The sequence below is a fragment of the Rhizorhabdus dicambivorans genome (assembly GCF_002355275.1).
Lineage (GTDB): Bacteria > Pseudomonadota > Alphaproteobacteria > Sphingomonadales > Sphingomonadaceae > Rhizorhabdus > Rhizorhabdus dicambivorans.
Window position 1 is genome coordinate 4628816 of sequence record NZ_CP023449.1, and the last position, 17019, is coordinate 4645834.

At 66.2% G+C, this 17019-nt stretch carries 20 protein-coding genes and 1 tRNA gene; 14 read left to right on the forward strand and 7 right to left on the reverse strand.

Going from position 1 to position 17019, the window contains the following annotated elements; all coding sequences use genetic code 11:
• Positions 1–7: 7 nt before the first annotated feature.
• Positions 8–406 carry a glycine zipper 2TM domain-containing protein gene (locus tag CMV14_RS21800; RefSeq protein WP_066965762.1) on the reverse strand — a complete coding sequence of 133 codons (399 nt, stop codon included), beginning with the start codon at positions 404–406 and terminating at the stop codon, positions 8–10.
• Between the two features lie 212 nt (positions 407–618).
• Here CMV14_RS21800 and CMV14_RS21805 point away from each other — a divergent pair, with 212 nt between their 5' ends.
• On the forward strand, positions 619–1569 hold the full coding sequence (locus CMV14_RS21805; RefSeq protein WP_066965759.1) for an esterase-like activity of phytase family protein: 951 nt from the start codon (positions 619–621) through the stop codon (positions 1567–1569).
• A gap of 121 nt (positions 1570–1690) precedes the next feature.
• Here CMV14_RS21805 and rpmB read toward each other — a convergent pair whose 3' ends face one another.
• Positions 1691–1984 carry a 50S ribosomal protein L28 gene (gene rpmB / locus CMV14_RS21810; protein ID WP_066965755.1) on the reverse strand — a complete coding sequence of 98 codons (294 nt, stop codon included), beginning with the start codon at positions 1982–1984 and terminating at the stop codon, positions 1691–1693.
• A 151-nt stretch (positions 1985–2135) separates the two neighbouring features.
• Between rpmB and CMV14_RS21815 the strand changes: the two genes are divergently transcribed.
• The 6 genes from CMV14_RS21815 (at position 2136) to CMV14_RS21840 (ending at position 5443) form a co-directional block, all read left to right on the forward strand.
• Positions 2136–2453 carry a hypothetical protein gene (locus CMV14_RS21815; protein ID WP_083215956.1) on the forward strand — a complete coding sequence of 106 codons (318 nt, stop codon included), beginning with the start codon at positions 2136–2138 and terminating at the stop codon, positions 2451–2453.
• Positions 2454–2457: 4 nt separating this feature from the next.
• Positions 2458–2658, forward strand: a complete 201-nt coding sequence (locus CMV14_RS26580; RefSeq protein ID WP_066965752.1) for a YqaE/Pmp3 family membrane protein — start codon at positions 2458–2460, stop codon at positions 2656–2658.
• 33 nt (positions 2659–2691) lie between these two features.
• Positions 2692–3144, forward strand: coding sequence for a nucleoside deaminase (locus CMV14_RS21825; protein ID WP_066965749.1), 453 nt, complete (start codon positions 2692–2694; stop codon positions 3142–3144).
• Positions 3145–3197: 53 nt separating this feature from the next.
• Complete coding sequence (locus tag CMV14_RS21830; RefSeq protein WP_066965746.1) at positions 3198–4520, forward strand: hemolysin family protein; 1323 nt, start codon at positions 3198–3200, stop codon at positions 4518–4520.
• A gap of 197 nt (positions 4521–4717) precedes the next feature.
• Positions 4718–4993 carry an HU family DNA-binding protein gene (locus tag CMV14_RS21835; RefSeq protein WP_066965744.1) on the forward strand — a complete coding sequence of 92 codons (276 nt, stop codon included), beginning with the start codon at positions 4718–4720 and terminating at the stop codon, positions 4991–4993.
• Positions 4994–5083: 90 nt separating this feature from the next.
• On the forward strand, positions 5084–5443 hold the full coding sequence (locus tag CMV14_RS21840; RefSeq protein ID WP_202820872.1) for a (2Fe-2S) ferredoxin domain-containing protein: 360 nt from the start codon (positions 5084–5086) through the stop codon (positions 5441–5443).
• Here CMV14_RS21840 and CMV14_RS21845 read toward each other — a convergent pair.
• Entirely contained in the window at positions 5412–6191 is a 780-nt protein-coding gene (locus tag CMV14_RS21845; RefSeq protein WP_176488945.1) for an SDR family NAD(P)-dependent oxidoreductase, read from the reverse strand. The two genes, CMV14_RS21840 and CMV14_RS21845, sit on opposite strands and share 32 nt — an antisense overlap.
• 175 nt (positions 6192–6366) lie before the next feature.
• Between CMV14_RS21845 and CMV14_RS21850 the strand changes: the two genes are divergently transcribed.
• Complete coding sequence (locus tag CMV14_RS21850) at positions 6367–7104, forward strand: enoyl-CoA hydratase-related protein (protein ID WP_066965739.1); 738 nt, start codon at positions 6367–6369, stop codon at positions 7102–7104.
• 36 nt (positions 7105–7140) lie between these two features.
• Here the strand turns inward: CMV14_RS21850 and CMV14_RS21855 are convergent.
• Positions 7141–7216: transfer RNA gene (locus CMV14_RS21855), tRNA-Ala, on the reverse strand.
• Positions 7217–7500: 284 nt separating this feature from the next.
• Here CMV14_RS21855 and CMV14_RS21860 point away from each other — a divergent pair.
• The 4 genes from CMV14_RS21860 to CMV14_RS21875 all read left to right on the forward strand — a co-directional run bounded on the left by CMV14_RS21860 (position 7501) and on the right by CMV14_RS21875 (position 11266).
• Positions 7501–8355 carry a DUF2171 domain-containing protein gene (locus tag CMV14_RS21860; RefSeq protein WP_066965736.1) on the forward strand — a complete coding sequence of 285 codons (855 nt, stop codon included), beginning with the start codon at positions 7501–7503 and terminating at the stop codon, positions 8353–8355.
• Between the two features lie 119 nt (positions 8356–8474).
• Positions 8475–9266, forward strand: a complete 792-nt coding sequence (locus tag CMV14_RS21865) for a 3-hydroxybutyrate dehydrogenase (protein WP_066965733.1) — start codon at positions 8475–8477, stop codon at positions 9264–9266.
• 48 nt (positions 9267–9314) lie between these two features.
• The gene (locus CMV14_RS21870; RefSeq protein ID WP_066965730.1) at positions 9315–9977 is read left to right on the forward strand and encodes a DUF4893 domain-containing protein; all 663 of its coding nucleotides are present in this window, start codon (positions 9315–9317) and stop codon (positions 9975–9977) included.
• Between the two features lie 2 nt (positions 9978–9979).
• Complete coding sequence (locus CMV14_RS21875) at positions 9980–11266, forward strand: amidohydrolase (RefSeq protein ID WP_066965806.1); 1287 nt, start codon at positions 9980–9982, stop codon at positions 11264–11266.
• Between the two features lie 22 nt (positions 11267–11288).
• Here the strand turns inward: CMV14_RS21875 and CMV14_RS21880 are convergent, their stop codons facing one another.
• Positions 11289–11654 carry a response regulator gene (locus tag CMV14_RS21880; protein WP_066965803.1) on the reverse strand — a complete coding sequence of 122 codons (366 nt, stop codon included), beginning with the start codon at positions 11652–11654 and terminating at the stop codon, positions 11289–11291.
• A gap of 338 nt (positions 11655–11992) precedes the next feature.
• On the opposite strand from CMV14_RS21880, the gene CMV14_RS21885 reads away from it, so the two are divergent.
• Positions 11993–13381 (forward strand): helix-turn-helix domain-containing protein, encoded by a 1389-nt coding sequence (locus CMV14_RS21885; protein ID WP_066965727.1) that lies wholly within the window; start codon positions 11993–11995, stop codon positions 13379–13381.
• Positions 13382–13404: 23 nt separating this feature from the next.
• On the opposite strand, the gene CMV14_RS21890 is transcribed toward CMV14_RS21885, so the two are convergent.
• Positions 13405–14364, reverse strand: a complete 960-nt coding sequence (locus CMV14_RS21890) for an aldo/keto reductase (protein ID WP_066965725.1) — start codon at positions 14362–14364, stop codon at positions 13405–13407.
• Between the two features lie 80 nt (positions 14365–14444).
• Positions 14445–15530, reverse strand: coding sequence for a mannose-1-phosphate guanylyltransferase/mannose-6-phosphate isomerase (locus tag CMV14_RS21895; RefSeq protein ID WP_066965800.1), 1086 nt, complete (start codon positions 15528–15530; stop codon positions 14445–14447).
• Positions 15531–15625: 95 nt separating this feature from the next.
• Here CMV14_RS21895 and CMV14_RS21900 point away from each other — a divergent pair, with 95 nt between their 5' ends.
• Entirely contained in the window at positions 15626–17014 is a 1389-nt protein-coding gene (locus CMV14_RS21900; protein WP_066965723.1) for a TIGR03013 family XrtA/PEP-CTERM system glycosyltransferase, read from the forward strand.
• Positions 17015–17019 lie beyond the last annotated feature (5 nt).

Here is a 17019-nt window from a genome sequence, read left to right on the forward strand (position 1 = left end):
TGGGCGATCAGCAGTCGCGGTCGATCGCGCGGCCCGCCAGGGCGCCGATACCCGCGCCGACGATCGCACCAGTGGTGCCGTCGCCGCGATCGTAGCGGCCATTGCCGATCTCGTTGCCGAGCAGGCCGCCGGCGATGGCGCCGAGGATCGTGCCGCCGGTGCCCTTGTCACGGCAGCGGCCATAGCCGCGGCCATAATGGCGCCGGTCGCGATAATAGCCGCGATCACGATAGTAGCCACGCTCGCCCCGCGAATATCCGCGGTCGCCGCGATAGCCGCGGCCATCCCAATCGCGAACCTGTTCGAAACGGGCACCGCCATAATATTGGGCCTCGGCCGCCGCCGGGGCCACCGCCGAGAAGAGCGCCGCTGAAGCCGCTGCGGCAGCGAGAACCTTACGCAACATAAAAACCTCCTGTCTCAACCGCGCGTCGCGCAGGGCGGAACTCCTCAAGGGACCGTCAGGGGCCCGATCGATGAGACGCTTATGCCGCGATTCGCGTGAGCCGATGCTGAACATGGCTGTTGGCGCTCGTTCATGTTTGAAGGGCCCGCCATCAGGTGCCGGATCATCGCAAAGCTCTTGGGAATCGGAGCCCGACGCTCTATCGGCGCGCCATGAAGAAGGCTCTGGCCGCATTGCTGTTCTGCCTGGTGCCGAGCTCCGCCGGCTTCCCCCAGGGCGATGTCCGGGTCATGGCGACGCCGATCCCGATCGACCCAGCCGATCCTGCGCATCGGCAGTTCGGCCGGCTACGGTATCTGGCAGGGTGGCAGCTCGACAGCCGCCAGCGCGATTTTGGCGGCTATTCGGCGTTGTGGGTGCAGGGCGACCAGTTCCTGGCACTGGCGGACAATGGCCATTATCTCCGTTTCCGCATGGCGAGCCCGGGCGTCATAGATCAGGCCCGCTTCGCGGAGCTGCCCGCCTTCCCGGCCTATGACAACCGCAAGGGGGACCGCGATTCGGAATCGATGACGGTTGGGCCGAACGGAGACATCTGGGTGGGTTTCGAATTCCGCAACACGATCCTGCGCTACGCGCCCGGCTTCGCCATGCTCCATTCGATCGGCTGGCCGCCGGCCATGCGCAAATGGTCCCAGAACTCGGGGCCCGAGGCGATGGTGCGGCTGGAGGGCGGGCGGTTCGTGGTCCTGTCGGAAGGCAATGCCGTCGCGCCGCACGTCCATGACGCGCTGATGTTCCCGGGCGATCCGACCAGTGCGAGGAACCCGCCCTTCCATTTCGGCTATCGCCCCCCCAGGGGCTATGCGCCGACCGATGCGGCGCAGCTGCCCGACGGGCGACTCATCGTCCTCCACCGCCGCTTCGGGGTGTGGGATGGCTTCTCGGCGGCGCTTTCGATCGTGGAGCCCGCCGACATGAAGCCCGGCGCGACGGTGACGGGCGAGCAGATCGCCGAGCTGAAACCGCCACTGAACATCGACAATATGGAGGGGATCAGCGTCACCCGGGAAGGAGAGAAAACCATCCTATGGCTGATCTCTGACGACAATCAGGTGCCGATCGAGCGGACGCTGTTGCTGAAGTTCGAGCTTCAGCAATAGCTGTTTCTGTTTGCGCCCTCAGGTGCCGGACACCTGATGCTCAACAAAAATGGACACGAAAAAACCGGACCGCGATGCGATCCGGCTCCTCGTTCTGCATCCCGCCGGAGCGGAAAGCGAATCAGGCGGCGACGGCGGCCTGCTTCTTGGCGACTTCGCGCTTCAGGCGACGGGCGCGCAGCGAGAGGCTCTCGTCCTTCGACTTGAGCAGCCAGTTGTCCAGACCACCGACATGCTCGACCGAACGCAGGCCGTGGGTCGAGACGCGCAGCTTGACGCCCTTGCCGAGCGAATCGGAGATCAGCGTGACGTTCTGCAGGTTCGGCAGAAAGGTCCGCTTGGTCTTGTTGTTGGCGTGGGACACGTTGTGGCCCACTTGGCGGCCCTTGCCGGTCAGCTCGCAGATGCGCGACATTGTACTTCGTCCTGATGTTCGGGTTGCCCGGAAAGTGGCGCCGGATAACGGGCTTCCCCGGATTCGTCAAGCTAGCGCGAGCCCCGGATGCAACCGTTGTGAGAAACGATCGTTGTTCCGGCTCCATCGAGTAGCGCAGGAGTGCCTTGAGGTGAATACGACGCAAGACCATTATCGCGAATATCCCGCCCGCTCCAACGGCGCGCGCGTGGGCATCATCGTCGCGGTCGTCGCGATTCTCGCGATCATCGCCGCTTTCGCCTTCGGGCTGATCGACATCAACCAGACCAAGGAGATGAAAGCCCCCGACGTCCAGGTTTCGGGCGGCCAGGCGCCGGCCTTCGATGTCGATACCGCGAAGGTCGACGTCGGCACCAAGAATACCGACGTGACCGTACCCAAGGTCGACGTCGGCACGACCAAGGAACAGATCAAGGTTCCGACGGTCGACGTTCAGAAGGCCAACTGAGTTCGTGCGGCAGCAGGTTTCCGAAGCTTCGTCGCCCTGGGCGATCGTCGCGGCGATCCTGCTGCCGCCGCTCGGCGTTTTCATGCAGCGCGGGCTGACGCCCGCCTTCTGGCTGACCGTGGTGCTGACCTTGATCGGCTGGCTTCCGGGTGCGGTGTTCGCGCTGGCCCTGCTGCTGGCGCCCGAGCGGATTCCGCTACGCTAGCCAGGAAGCCCCACGCCCCCTAGAGCGGGGGCGATGAACTTTCCCTTGCCTTATCCTATGCGAATGGCGCTCGACCTTGCCGCCGAGGCCGCCGCCGATGGCGAAGTGCCGGTCGGCGCGGTGATCATGCGAGGGGACGAGGTGATCGCCGTGGCGGCCAATGCGATGGCCGGAGGCACCGACCCAACGGCCCATGCCGAGATGGAGGCGATCCGCGCGGCCAGTGCGCGGCTGGGCGCCCAGCGCCTCGATGATTGCGATCTCTATGTCACGCTGGAGCCGTGCGCGATGTGCGCCGGGGCGATTTCGCATGCCCGGCTGCGCCGGCTTTATTATGGCGCGGACGATCCCAAGGGCGGCGCGGTGGCGAACGGACCGCGCCTCTTCGCCCAGCCCACCTGTCATCACCGGCCCGACGTCTATGGCGGAATCGGCGAGGTCGAGGCGGCGGCGCAGCTCCGCGCCTTCTTCCGTGAACGGCGTTGAGGTAGCCCCCTGTTGGCAAATCGTTCGATTCGCGGCATGAACGGGTAAGCGCCATGCCGCATCCCGTCCCCCTGGCCCCCTTTCCGTGGTTCGATCTGGTCATCATCCTGGCCCTGGTCGCGCTCAACGGCCTGTTCGCTATGTCCGAACTGGCGATCGTATCGGCGCGCAAGGCGCGGATGGAGGCGATGGCCCGCGCCGGCCGTCGTGGCGCGCGCACCGCAATCGACCTGGCCGCCGATCCGAGCAAGTTCCTCTCGACCGTGCAGATCGGCATCACCCTGATCGGCATCCTTGCCGGTGCCTATTCGGGCGCGAGCCTGGGCGGGCCGGTCGGCGAACGGCTGGCCCTGCTCGGCGTTCCTGCGGAAAGCGCGGAAGAAATCGGCTTCGGCCTGGTCATCGTCGTCACGACCTTCCTGTCGCTGATCATCGGAGAACTGGTGCCCAAGCAGTTCGCGCTGAGGGCCCCGGAGCCGATCGCTGCGGTGATGGCGGTCCCCATGCTGTGGCTGTCGCGGGCGACCGCTCCGTTCGTGTGGCTGCTCGACCGGACCAGCGCCCTGATCTTCCGATTGCTGGGGCTCACCCGCGAATCGGAAAACCATGTCACTGCCGAGGAACTGCACCTGATCGTCGCCGAGGCGTCGTCCGCGGGAGTCATCGAGGAGAGCGAGCGGGCGATCATCTCGGGCGTTGTCCGCCTCGCCGACCGGCCGGTGCGCGAGGTCATGACCCCGCGCACCGAGGTCGAATGGATCGACATCAACGCTGGCCCGGACGATATCCGCGGCCAGCTGGCCCAGATACCGCATACCCGCATGCCGGTGGCGGACGGTTCGGTAGACCAGATGCTGGGCGTGATCCACGCGCGGGACCTGGTCGGCAGGCTGCTGCGCGGCGAGCCGATCGACCTGCGGGCGATGCTCCGCAAGGCGATCGTCCTGCCCGACCATGTCGACGCGATGGACGCGCTGAAGGCGCTGCGCGAGGCCGAGGTGCCGATGGCCTTCGTCCATGACGAATATGGGCATTTCGAAGGACTGGTGGCGCCGGCCAACCTCCTCGCCGCCATCGCGGGCGAGTTCGCGTCCGACCAGGACGAGGACACCGATCCGCCGATCGTCGAACGGGAGGACGGCAGCTGGCTGATATCGGGCGCCTTCGCCGCCGATACCATGGCCGACCGGCTGGGCATCGACCTGCCCGAGGACCGCGACTTCGCCACAGCCGCCGGTTTCGCGCTGTGGCGACTGAAGCACCTGCCCCAGACTGGCGAGTCGTTCGTACACAAGGGATTGCGATTTGAGGTCGTCGACATGGACGGACGGCGCATCGACAAGCTGCTCGTGAGCACCGTAAACGGCGAGGATTAGGGCTTTCCGTTCCACGTCGTGGCGCACGGATGGGGCGCCTCGTCGAAAAAAATCGCCCGAAAATGATCACGAGCCCAATTTTTCCCGCTTTCAGGCGACTTTCCAATTGCTCCTGAAAAAAAGCCCGCGCACAAGGGGCGCCTTGCGCCGCAGCCGCGGTGCAAAGAAGTTTTCTAACAAGCAGACCAGGAGTGATCATGAACACTGCCGACATCGCGGGCATCGTCGCCGCCGAACAGGGTATCGACAAGGCAGCCGCCAAGCGCGTCATCGATTCCGCCCTCAAGGCGATCACCGACGCCGCCAAGAAGGGCGAGGAAGTTTCGCTGCCGGGTTTCGGCAAGTTCAAGGTCGCCGATCGTCCGGCGCGCGAGGGCCGCAACCCCGCCACCGGCGCAACCCTGACGATCGCTGCGTCGAAGAAGGTTTCCTTCACCGCCGCCAAGGCGCTCAAGGATGCGCTGAACGGCTGATCCGGCCGGGTGGCGCCATGCGCCGCCCGCCATCGATCGAATTGGGGGGGGCGGCAGCGATGCCGCCCCTTCTTTTTTCCGGGAAGTGCGATGCGTGATCGGGTCCGATCGGAATGGCGCAAGGCGGTGCTGGTCTGCGCCAAATGCACCAAGCGCGCGAAAGGCGGCTTCGGCAAGCATGGCCGCAGGCCGCTGGCGCGCGAGCTGCGCGCCCTCGGCAACGGCCGAAAGGGGCGCAAGGCCGATTTCGGGGTGATCGAGACGCGCTGCCTGAAGTTGTGCCCCAAGGGGCGGGTGGTGGTGGTCGACGCGTCGGCGCCCGATGCGTGGCTGCTCGTCACCCCCCGGAACGCCGGTCGAAGAAATTGCCGAGCGGCTCGACCTGATCGCAAAGCCCTGAACCGCCGGCGGTCAGGGCTCAGCTCGCGTTGTAGCCGCCATCGACATTAAGCTCGGCCCCGGTGACGTAGCTCGCGTCGCTGGAAGCGAGGAAAGCCACGGCGGCGGCGACCTCGGCCGCAGTGCCGGGGCGGCCGAGCGGCGCCATCTTGACGAGATGGGCAATGAAATCGGCCTCGCTCGCATATTTTCCGGCGGCGACGGCGCGCTGGCTGCCATGGCGCAGCATCGGCCCGTCGATGAAGCCCGGGTGGATCGAATTGACGCGGATGCCGCGTGGCGCGAGTTCCAGCGCCAGGCTCTTTGTCAATATCGTCACCGCGCCCTTGCTTGCCGAATAGGCTGTGACTTCGGCCATGCCCTTCTGGCCGAGGATGGAGGAGATGTTGACGATGCTCGCACCGCCGGGCCGCCGCCCCGCAGCGTCGGCGAGCAGTGGGATCATCGCCCGGATGCCCAGGAACACGCCATCGACATTGACCGCCATCAGCCGCTGCCAATCCTGCAGCGCGATCGTCTCGAACGCGCACATCATGTCGGCCCCGGCATTGTTGACGAGGATGTCGATCCCGCCGCCGGCCCGCAGGGCGGCAGCCGCGGCCTCCCAATCCCGCTCGGAACGGACGTCGAGGACGAGAGGAGTGGCCCGGCCCGAACTGACGTCGACGTCCTCCAGCGCTTCAGGGCGAACGTCGGTATAGAAGACCGACGCTCCACGCTTGAGCAATTCATCGGCTATCGCCCGTCCCAACCCCTGGCCCGCGCCGGTCACCAACGCTGTCTGTCCCGCGAACTGCACCCTCATCCTCCTCGACCGAATGATCTTAACCGCCGCATAAACGTGAATCATAATTCGCGAAAGTGAGGGCGGCGCCTCTTCGCCCCCGCCTTTGCTCCAGTTGACGAGATGGCATGATCTTGATGCCGGACAGCTCGCGGGTCATGAGGGCCCGACAGCGAAAGGGAGACGAAGCGTGGACCTAATCGTGAGCCGGCAGGAAGCGGGCGTGCTGCACATCGTCCTGAATCGCCCCGCCAAGCGCAACGCGATCACCATCGCGATGTATGAGGCGATCACCGCGCTGCTGCGCCAGGCGGAGACGGACGGCATGATCGGCTGCGTGCTGATCAGCGGCAGCGGCGGCGCCTTCACAGGCGGCAACGACCTGCTCGACTTCCTTCAGGCACCGCCGGCGGCCGATGGTGGCGGGGCCATGGCCTTCCTCGACGCGATCAGCACCTTCCCCAAGCCGCTCGGCGCCGCGATCGAAGGGGTGGCGGTCGGCATCGGCGTCACCCTGCTGTTCCATTGCGATTTCGCGGTGGCCTCGGCCAATGCCAGCTTCTCGGCACCCTTCATCAGCCTGGGCCTGGTGCCCGAGGCTGCTTCGACCTATCTCGCCCCCCGGCAGATCGGACAGAAATCCGCCAATCGCCTGTTCCTGCTAGGGGAGGTTCTGGGCGCGGCGGAAGCCCTGGAGATCGGCCTGATCAGCCATCTCGTCGAAGGCGATCCGCTGCCCCGGGCAACGGAAGCGGCCCGGCAGATCGCCTCTCGATCCCCGCAAGCGACAATCGAGACCAAGCGGCTGCTGCGCGGCGCCACCGCCGATCAGGTCGCCCGCCAGATCGCGGCCGAGGCGGACGTGTTCGCCGACCTCGCCCGATCAGACTATTGCCGGGCGCTGTTCAAGCGGTTTCTGGAGGGCTGAGGTTGCGCTCCTGCGACCGAGGAGCGACGGCGTGGGTGGTGGAGCTGAGGGGAATCGAACCCCTGACCTCTGCAGTGCGATTGCAGCGCTCTCCCATCTGAGCTACAGCCCCGCACGCCGGGCGCTCCCTCTAACCGTAGCGCGGGCGCGATGCAACAGCGCAGAATCGCAAAATTTCCGACGCCCTCCTTCCGTGGCTGCGCGCCGGGTTGGCAGGCCAGCCAGCGCCCCGTCGCCGAGCCGTTTCGGCGGCGTCCAACCGTTCGCCGCCGCCCCGTCCCCGCTGGGCTCATCCAGGCGGAACGGTGCATTTCCCCAGGGGTTTTCCTGGTCCTGAGCCGGCACCGCTCCCAGCGGAACGACCCGGCCTGTCCAGTCCAGTATCAGGAGGATGCCATGGGATATGAACGCAGCACCGGCCGCTATTATCGCGACGAGGCCGATCGAGGCTGGCGCGACCGGGACGCTTATGGTCGTGACCGGGACTATCGGGCCCGCGAGAGAGATTATGGTCACCCGCGCGACTATCGCGACTATGATGAGGATCGCGGCTTTTTCGAGCGGGCCGGAGACGAAGTACGTTCCTGGTTCGGCGACGAGGAGGCCGAACGCCGTCGCCGCTGGGACGAGCGCCTGCGCGAACGCGACGAGGATCGCCGCTACCGCGACTATGAGGGCCGCCGCTATGAAGGCGCAGAGCGCTATACCGGCGCGCGCGCAGGCGATCTGGGCTCGGGCTATGGTTCCTACGGCCCCGACCATGGCGCGGGCCGCGGCGCGGGTGCGACGATGAACTATGGCCTCGGCGCGGCGCGCGATCATGACGGCTGGGGTCTCGATCCGAATTATCGCGCCTGGCGCCGCCGCCAGCTCGCCGAACTCGACCGCGATTATCACGATTATCGCCGCGAGAATGAGGAGCGCTTCCACAATGACTTCGGCAGCTGGCGCAACAACCGTCAGACCCAGCGCCAGGCGCTGGACCAGGTGCAGGAGCATCAGGAGGTGATCGGCTCCGACGGCGCCCATGTCGGCAAGGTCGATCATGTCCGCGGCGATCGCATCCTGCTCGCCAGGAACGACAAGGATGCCGACGGCCGTCACCATTCGATCCCCTGCTCGTGGATCGTAGAGGTAAGCGACAAGGTTCGGATCAACCGTACCGCCGCGCAGGCGCAGGCGGCGTGGAAGGACGAGGAGCGCGGCGAAGGCCCGCACTATCTCAACCGGGCCTTCTCCGGCACCTATTGATCGCCCTCCGTCGATCGAGGAAGGGCCGGCCTTGGCGCCGGCCCTTTTTCATGGACCCTTGATGCGGTGCAGCATGATGCCCCATAGCCGCACGATCGGATTTGCGGCCAGCGGAGACCATGTCCATGTTCCTGAAAGGCAAGACCGCCCTCATTACCGGCTCCACCTCGGGCATCGGCCTTGCCTATGCCAAGGCGCTGGCCAGCGAAGGCGCCAATATCGTCATCAACGGCTTCGGCGATGCCGCCGCGATCGAGACCGAGCGGACGGCGCTCGAGGCGCTCAGCGGCGCGAAGGCGATCTATGCGCCGCACGACCTGACCAGGGTCGAGCAGATCGAGGCGATGATGGCCGAGGCGGCGAGGGCATTCGGCGGGGTCGACATATTGATCAACAATGCGGGGATGCAGTTCGTCTCGCCGATCGAGGATTTCCCGGTCGCCAAATGGGACCTGATCATCGCGCTGAACCTCAACAGCGCCTTCCACACCACCCGGCTCGCCGTTCCCTATATGAAGTCGCGCCGATGGGGCCGGATCATCCAGACCGCGTCGGCCCATTCGCTGACCGCATCGCCGTTCAAATCGGCCTATGTCACCGCCAAGCACGGCCTGGCCGGGCTCACCAAGACGGTGGCCCTCGAAGTCGCGACCTTCGGCATCACAGCCAATTGCATCAGCCCCGGCTATGTGTGGACGCCGCTGGTCGAGAACCAGATTCCGGACACGATGAAGGCGCGCAACATGACCCGTGAGCAGGTGATGAACGACGTGCTGCTCGCCGGCCAGCCGACCAAGCAGTTCGTCACGGTCGAGCAGGTGGCGGCGATGGCGCTCTACCTGTGCCGCGATGAGGCCGCCGGCATCACCGGCGCGAACATGTCGATCGATGGTGGCTGGACGGCGCAATAGCCGCCTGAAGGGGGAGCTTGCCAAGCCCTGGTCGGCGGGGCACGCTGCATGGCGAGGGGGCGGGAGGAGACGATCGCTTTGCAGCTTGTCCGATGGAGCCTTGCGGGAGCGGCGCTGCTGCTGCTGGCGGCCTGTGGCTCCAATCAGATCGAGCCCAAGCCGCCCAAGCCTCGCCCCAATGACTGGCGTCAGATCATCACCACCGCCGACCGCGATCGGATCGCCCGCTGGCGCGCGGCATGGCTCGGCGGGCTCGACAAGGCGACCGCCGCCGGTAATGGCCCCCAGATCGCGGCGCAGGGCGCGCTGCTCAAGCCTGATTTCGCGCTCGACGATCCTCTGCTGCCGCCCGGCGACTATGGCTGCCGGGTGATAAAGATGGGTGCCCAGGCGAAGGGGCAGATGGATTATATCGCCTATCCCTTCTTCTCCTGCCGGGTGACCGCGCAGGACGGGCGGCTGCGGCTCGTCAAGCTCGACGGATCGCAGCGGCCGGTGGGAGACATCTTCCCTGACGAGGGGCGGCGAATGATCTTCCTCGGCACGATGATGCTGGGCGACGAAACCCGCCCGCTTCCCTATGGCCGCGATGCCGAGCGCGACATGGCAGGCATCGTCGAGCGGGTATCCCCACGCCGCTGGCGGATCGCCTTCCCCTATCCGCGCTGGGAATCGACGATCGACATATTCGAACTGGTGCCGAAAGGATGAACATGAAGCCTGTCCTGCCGCTGCTTGGCCTGATCGCCGCGCTGTCCGCCACGCCGCTGCGCGCCGATCCGCTCGAACAGGCGGTGAAGGCCGACATGCCCAGCCTGACCGCCATCTACCGCGATCTCCACAGCCATCCCGAACTGAGCTTCAAGGAAGGCCGCAGCGCCGGCATCATGGCCGCCGAAGCGAAAAAGGCGGGCTTCGAGGTGACGAGCGGGGTGGGCGGCACCGGAGTCGTCGCGGTGATGAAGAATGGACCCGGGCCGGTGCTGATGCTGCGCGCCGACATGGATGGGCTGCCCGTCACCGAGCAGACCGGCCTGCCCTATGCCAGCCAGATACCGGGCGTGATGCACGCCTGCGGGCATGACACCCATATGACCAGCTGGATCGGCATTGCACGCCGCATGGCGGCGATGAAATCGAGCTGGTCCGGAACGCTGGTGATGATCGGCCAGCCCGCCGAGGAAATCGGCTCGGGCGCGCGGGCGATGCTGAAGGACGGGCTCTACAGCCGCTTTCCCAAACCGAGCGTCGTGATAGCCTTCCACGATTCGGCACAGCTGCCCGCCGGCACGATCGGGGTGGTGGACGGCTTTGTGATGGCCAATGTCGATTCGGTCGACATATTGGTGAGGGGCGAGGGCGGGCACGGCGCCTATCCGCACCTCGCCAAGGATCCGATCGTGCTGGCCTCGCGGATCGTCACCACGCTCCAGACCCTGGTCTCGCGCGAAGTCGATCCACTGGAATCGGGGGTGGTGACGGTCGGCAGCTTCCAGGCCGGCACCAAACACAACATCATCCCGCCCGAGGCGAAACTGCAGATCACCGTCCGCTCCTACAAGCCCGAGGTGCGCCAGCATCTGCTCGACGGCATCGCCAGGATCGCGAAGGGCGAGGCGATTGCGGCGGGCATGCCCGACGACAGGCTTCCGGTGGTCGACTTCCAGGACCAGCGCACCCCCGCCACCTTCAACACGCACGACCTGACCAGCCGGCTGACCGGCATCTTCGCCGAGCGCTTCGACAAGGACCGGGTGGTGCCCGTCCGCTCGCAGATGGGCGGCGAGGATTTCAGCGAATTCTACCTGGCCGACACCTCGATCCAGTCGATGCTCTTCTGGGTGGGTGGGGTCCACAAGGACAAGTGGGCAGAAGCCAAGGGCGACATCACGCGTTTGCCTTCGATCCACAGCCCGTTCTGGGCGCCCGATGCGGAGGCCGTCATTTCCACAGCGGTCGAGGCGATGACCACCGCCGCTCTGGACGTCCTGAAAAAATAGGCACCCTCCCTGCGGAGGGGCTTCAGGCCGCCAGGGTGTTTGCGATCACCGTCGCCAGCTGCTCTATCCGGTAGGGCTTCGAGATCACCGGCGCATCGGCGAAGCCGCTGTCTGCGGGCAGGCCGTCATAGCCGGTCGCGAACACGAAGCGCTTGCCGCTGTCGCGCAGCGCGCGGGCCACCGGCAGGCTGTTCTCGTCCTTCAGATTGAGGTCCAGCAGCGCTATGTCGAATTCGGTGTCGGCGGCGCGCGCCAGTGCCTCGGCTACGGAGCCGGCCACGGCGGCCGTCCTGCAGCCTACCTCCTCCAGCATGTCTTCCGCCGTCATCGCGATGATCGTGTCATCCTCGACGATCAGTACCCTCGTTCCCGCAGGGGGCTGGCTCACGATCGATATTCCCTGTTGCACCCTGATCCATCCTAGATGGCGGAGAAAGTGGGCTTAATCAATCGCCCCGCTGTCTCGGCTCATCGATTCATCCAGTCCGAATGAGTGACGCCCGCCAGGCCGGGGCCTGGCGGGCGTTTCTCTTCCTCCCCAGGAAAAGACGGTGGGCCTGCTTACAAACCGGGGGGACGCGGCCTGTACGGGCAATCAGGTTCTGCGGCTCTTTTGCTCGACAACCGAGCAGGCGGCCATCCGGAGCGTCCCGAATTTGATGTCCAGATGTCGCTTCCCCTGATAGGAACCATGTAATTTTGTAAGATCTTTACGAAGGACGCCTCATGGCCAAGCAGGGCATATTCGCCGGGCCGCGGGTCAAGCGGCTACGGCGTGACCAGGGCCTCACCCAGCAGGCGATGGCCGAGATGCTGGGCATTTCCGACAGCTATCTCGCCCTGATCGAGGGCAACCGCCGGCCGCTCACCGCCGGACTGATCCTGCGCCTCGCCGAATTGTTCGACTTCGACATCCGCAGCCTCAGCCAGCAGGAACCGGGCGGTGGCGCTGCGGCGATGCGACGCCGGCTGAGCGACCCCCTGTTCGCCGATCTCTCGATCGACCGGGCCGAACTGGAAGCCTGGCTGGACAACGCCCCGACCGCCGCCGAGGCCTTCGCCCGGCTGTTCGACCATTGGCGGGAAGGAGGCGGCGGCGCGGCCGAGCAGGGCCCGGGCCCGGTCGCCGCCGCACGCCGCGAGATCGAGCGCTGGCGCAATCATTTCGCCGATCTCGACGCGCATGCCGAGGGGCTGGCCGATGAGTTGCGGATAGGCGCCGGCGATCTTTACGGCGCGATCACCGACCGGCTGCGCGTCAAGCACCAGCTCGCGATCCGCATCCTGCCCTTCGATGTGATGCCCGATCGCCTGCGCCGGCTCGACCTCCATGCCCGCCAGCTTCAGCTTTCCGAACTGCTCGACCCGGCGGCACGCACTTTCCAGGCGGCTTTCCAGCTTGCCCAGATCGAGGCCAAGGGCGAGATCGACGCGCTGGTATCCGGCGCGGCCTTCGGGGATCGCCCTGCCGAGCGGCTGTACCGTCGCCATGTCACCTCCTATTTCGCGGCGGCGCTGATGATGCCCTATGGCCGCTTTCTACGCGCCTGCGAGGCGACGGGCTATGACATCCAGCTGCTCCAGCGCCGCTTCGGCGCGGGCTATGAGCAGGTCGCCCATCGGCTGACCACGCTCCAGCGGGTCGGCGCGCGGGGCCTGCCCTTCTTCATGCTGCGGATCGACCGTGCCGGCCAGCTCTCCAAGGGCTATGCCGGGGCGAGCGGATCGGCGCTGATCGACGCGGTGCATCGCTGCCCGCTCTGGGGCATCCACCAGGCCTTCGACCAGCCGGGGCGCATGATCCAGCAGCTTGCCGAGCTCGAGGACGGCTCGCGCTGGTTCACCATCGCGCGCAGCGTCCGGCACCATGGCGGGGCGGCGGGCGTGCCGGCCGCCGAACATGTCGTGGCGCTGGGCCTTGCCGCCGAGCATGCCCACAGCCTCGCGCTGGCGCGGGGGATCGATTTCGCGGGTCCGGCGGAACCGATCGGGCTCGGCTGCACGCGCTGCCAGCGCATCGAATGCGTCCAGCGCGCCGCGCCCCCGGCAGGACGGCCGTTGACGATCAACGAGCGTGAGCGGGGGCTGGCACCCTTTTCGTTCGTGGGGGATTGACCGGCCGGCGCCGCCGTGCCGATTCAGGACGGCGTTGCCGCCGCCTCGTTCAGACGCCGCATCTGCTCCGCATCGAGCGCCAGCTCCATCGCGGGGATCAGACTTTCGACCTGCGCGACGCTGGTCGCGCTCGCTAGTGCGCCGGTCAGGCCGGGCGTCGCGAATATCCAGGCCAGGGCGATCTGCGCCTGGGTAGTTCCGGTCTCGGCCGCGATCCCGTCAAGCGCGGCCAATACGGCGTCGCCGCGCGGTGTGAAGAAATGCTTGAGCGAGTGCTCGCGCCGCGAGCCCGCGACCTGCCCGGCGCTGCGATATTTGCCGGTGAGAAACCCGCTTGCCAACCCGAAATAAGCAAGCCCGCCGACCTGCTGCTCAATGCAGAACGCCCGATAATCAGCAGGAAAACTGTCCTCGGCCATCAGGTTGAACTGCTGCTGGAGCGCGCCATAGCGCGCCAGACCCTTGGCCTCGGACAGGGCGAGCGCGGAGGCCAGCCTGTCCTGCGAGAAATTGGAGGCGCCGAGCGCGCGCACCTTACCCGCGCGGACGAGCCCGTCGAACGCTTCGGCCACGGCCTCCTGCGTCGCGCAATCATCGTCGAAATGCGCGTAATAGAGGTCGATATAATCGGTCTGCAGCCGCCGCAGCGACTGCTCGATACCGGCAATGATGATCGAGGGCTTGAGGCCCTTGTCGCCGTCGATCGCCAACAGGCCCACCTTGGTGGCGATCTGGACATCGGCACGGTTGCCGCGTGCCTTCATCCATTTGCCGATGATCGTTTCCGATTCGCCGCCGACATTGCCGGGGGCGAAGGCATAATAGACGTCAGCGGTATCGATCATCGTCGCACCAGCATCCACGAAGGCATCGAGCACGGCGAAGCTGGTTGCCTCATCGATCGTCCAGCCGAACACGTTGCCGCCGACGACCAGTGGTGCGACCGACAGGCCGGTGCTTCCCAATTTACGCAGTTCCGGCATCAATCTCTCCTCTCGATCGTCTCTGCCTTCTCGGGGGCCGTCCGCGCCGCGTCACTTCGCCAGAAGGATGGCCGGTCCGCTCAGAAAGGCGCGTCGAGGGTCTCATGACCCCTCGCCTTCAGCGCCTCGACAATCTTCTTGACCTCCTGGCTCGCCCCACGTGGCAGGATCATCACCGCATCGCGGGTGGCCACCACGATCAGATTCTCGATGCCGACCGCCGTCACGACGGGCCCTTCGCTGCGGATCATGCAGCCCCGCGTGTCGATCGCGACGACATCGCCCTGCAGCACGTTGGCGTTGTCATCGGGCACGCCGAGCAGGTGCAGCGCGTCCCAGCTGCCGACATCCGACCAGCCCATGTCGACCGGGACGACCGCGACCCGCTCGGCCTTTTCCATCACCGCATAGTCGATCGATTCGGAACGGCTCGACAGAAAGGCCTCGGCTGCGGGAATGACCATCGCCCCTTCGCGCGCCGCCGCGTCTAGCGAGGCGCGCACCGCCGCGAGCATCTCGGGCTCGAACCGCTCCAGCGCGGCGAGATAGGCATCGGCGCGGAACAGGAAGATGCCGCCGTTCCAGCTGTAACTACCTTCCGCCAGATAAGCCTGCGCGCGGGCGAGGTTCGGCTTTTCGATGAAGGCATCGACCTTGTGGACGCCCGGCGCGACGCTTTCGCCGCGACGGATATAGCCATAGCCGGTCTCGGGCTTGTCGGGCGTGATGCCGAAGGTGACGAGCCACCCTGCCTCGACCAGCGGCATCGCCTTCTCGATCGCGGCGAGGAAAGCGGGGCAGTCCTCGATGACATGATCGCTCGGCATCACCAGCAGGGGCGTCGCAGGCGCGGATTCGAGCGCCGCCAGCGCAATCGCGGGGGCGGTGTTGCGGCCGGCCGGCTCCAGCATGATCGCCGCCGGCTTTTCCTCGGCCAGCTGGGCGGCGATCTCCGTCGCGTGCAGCGCATTGGTGACGATGATCGGGGCGCCGAAACGGGCGCGGTCGATACAGCGCGCCGCCGTCATCTGAAGCATCGTCCGCTCGCCGGTCAGCGCGAGCAGTTGCTTCGGCTTTTTCGAGCGCGACAGGGGCCAGAGCCGTGTTCCCGAGCCACCCGACAGGATGACGGGCGTGATTAAGGTGGTGGAAATGGGCCGCTCCATGGTCCAGAAGAGGTTGTCGTTATCGGCTACAGAATGGACGAGCGGCAAGGGGGTTTCATGGACGAGGATATGAAACCGCTGGCGCGGCGCAGGCGATGGTAAGGCTGTTCAAGCATTATATCGCCTATCCGGTGCTGGTGCTGTGCGTCGCCGACTTCGCGGTGCTGTTGCTGGTCGCCGAGGCCGGCTGGGTATTGCGCATGCGGCAGATCGGCGCCGATCCCGGGCCGCTATGGAATCGCCTGCCGCAATTGCTGAGCTTCGCGCTGGCGATCCAGGCGCCGATGATCGGGGTCGGTGTCTATGCCGCCGAATCGATGCAGACTTTCCGCTTTGCCGCGGCCCGGCTGCTGGTGGCGATCTCGCTGGGCGTGATCCTGATCTCGGTGCTCAACTTCATATCGCCGGGCATCACGCTGTGGCGATCGAACTCGCTCTATTCGATGATCCTCGCGGTCGTGCTGCTGCTGATGGTGCGCGTGCTGCTCGGCGGCTTCGTCAGCGGCGACACCTTCAAGCGGCGGGTGCTGCTGCTCGGCGCCGGCCGGCGGGCGAAACGGGTCGCGGATCTGGAGAAGCGGATGGGGGCAGGCTTCCTGATCGTCGGCTGCGTCGACATGAAGGATGCGCCGCCACAGATCGAAACCGCGATCTCGCGCACCGATGTAGAGAGCCTTGGCCAGCTGGTCGAGAAGACCGAGGCCAATGAGGTGGTGCTGGCGCTCGACGAGCGGCGGAACACCGTGCCGGTCGACGCGCTGCTGCGGCTCAAGACCACCGGCGTCCACGTTACCGACATCTCCGACTTCGTCGAACGCGAGACCGGACGGATCGACCTCGACACGATCCGGCCCTCCTCGCTGATCTTCTCGGATGGCTTCTCCTCGGGCCGCGAATTGTCGATGGGGCTCAAGCGCATCTTCGATCTTGTGATGAGCGCGGCGCTGCTCGCAATCACCGCGCCGATCATCGTCGTGACGGCGCTGCTGGTGAAGCTCGACAGCCCCGGCCCGGCCTTCTACCGCCAGGTCCGCGTCGGCCGCTATGGCGCCACCTTCGAGATATTGAAGCTCCGTTCGATGCGGCAGGATGCGGAGGCCGGCGGCAACGCGATCTGGGCGCAGAAGGGCGATGCCCGGGTTACCCGCATCGGCCGGATCATCCGGCTGATCCGGGTCGACGAGCTGCCGCAGCTGTGGACGGTGCTGCGGGGCGACATGAGCTTCGTCGGTCCGCGCCCCGAGCGCCCCGAATTCGTCGCCGAGCTGGAAAAGCAGATACCCTATTATGCCGAACGGCACATGGTGAAACCCGGCATCACCGGATGGGCGCAGATCAACTATCCCTATGGCGCCAGCCTGGAAGATGCCCGCCACAAGCTCGAATATGACCTTTACTACACCAAGAACTACAGCCCCTTCCTCGATCTGCTGATCATGCTGCAGACGGTGCGGGTGCTGCTCTGGGCCGAAGGGGCCCGCTAGGGCCG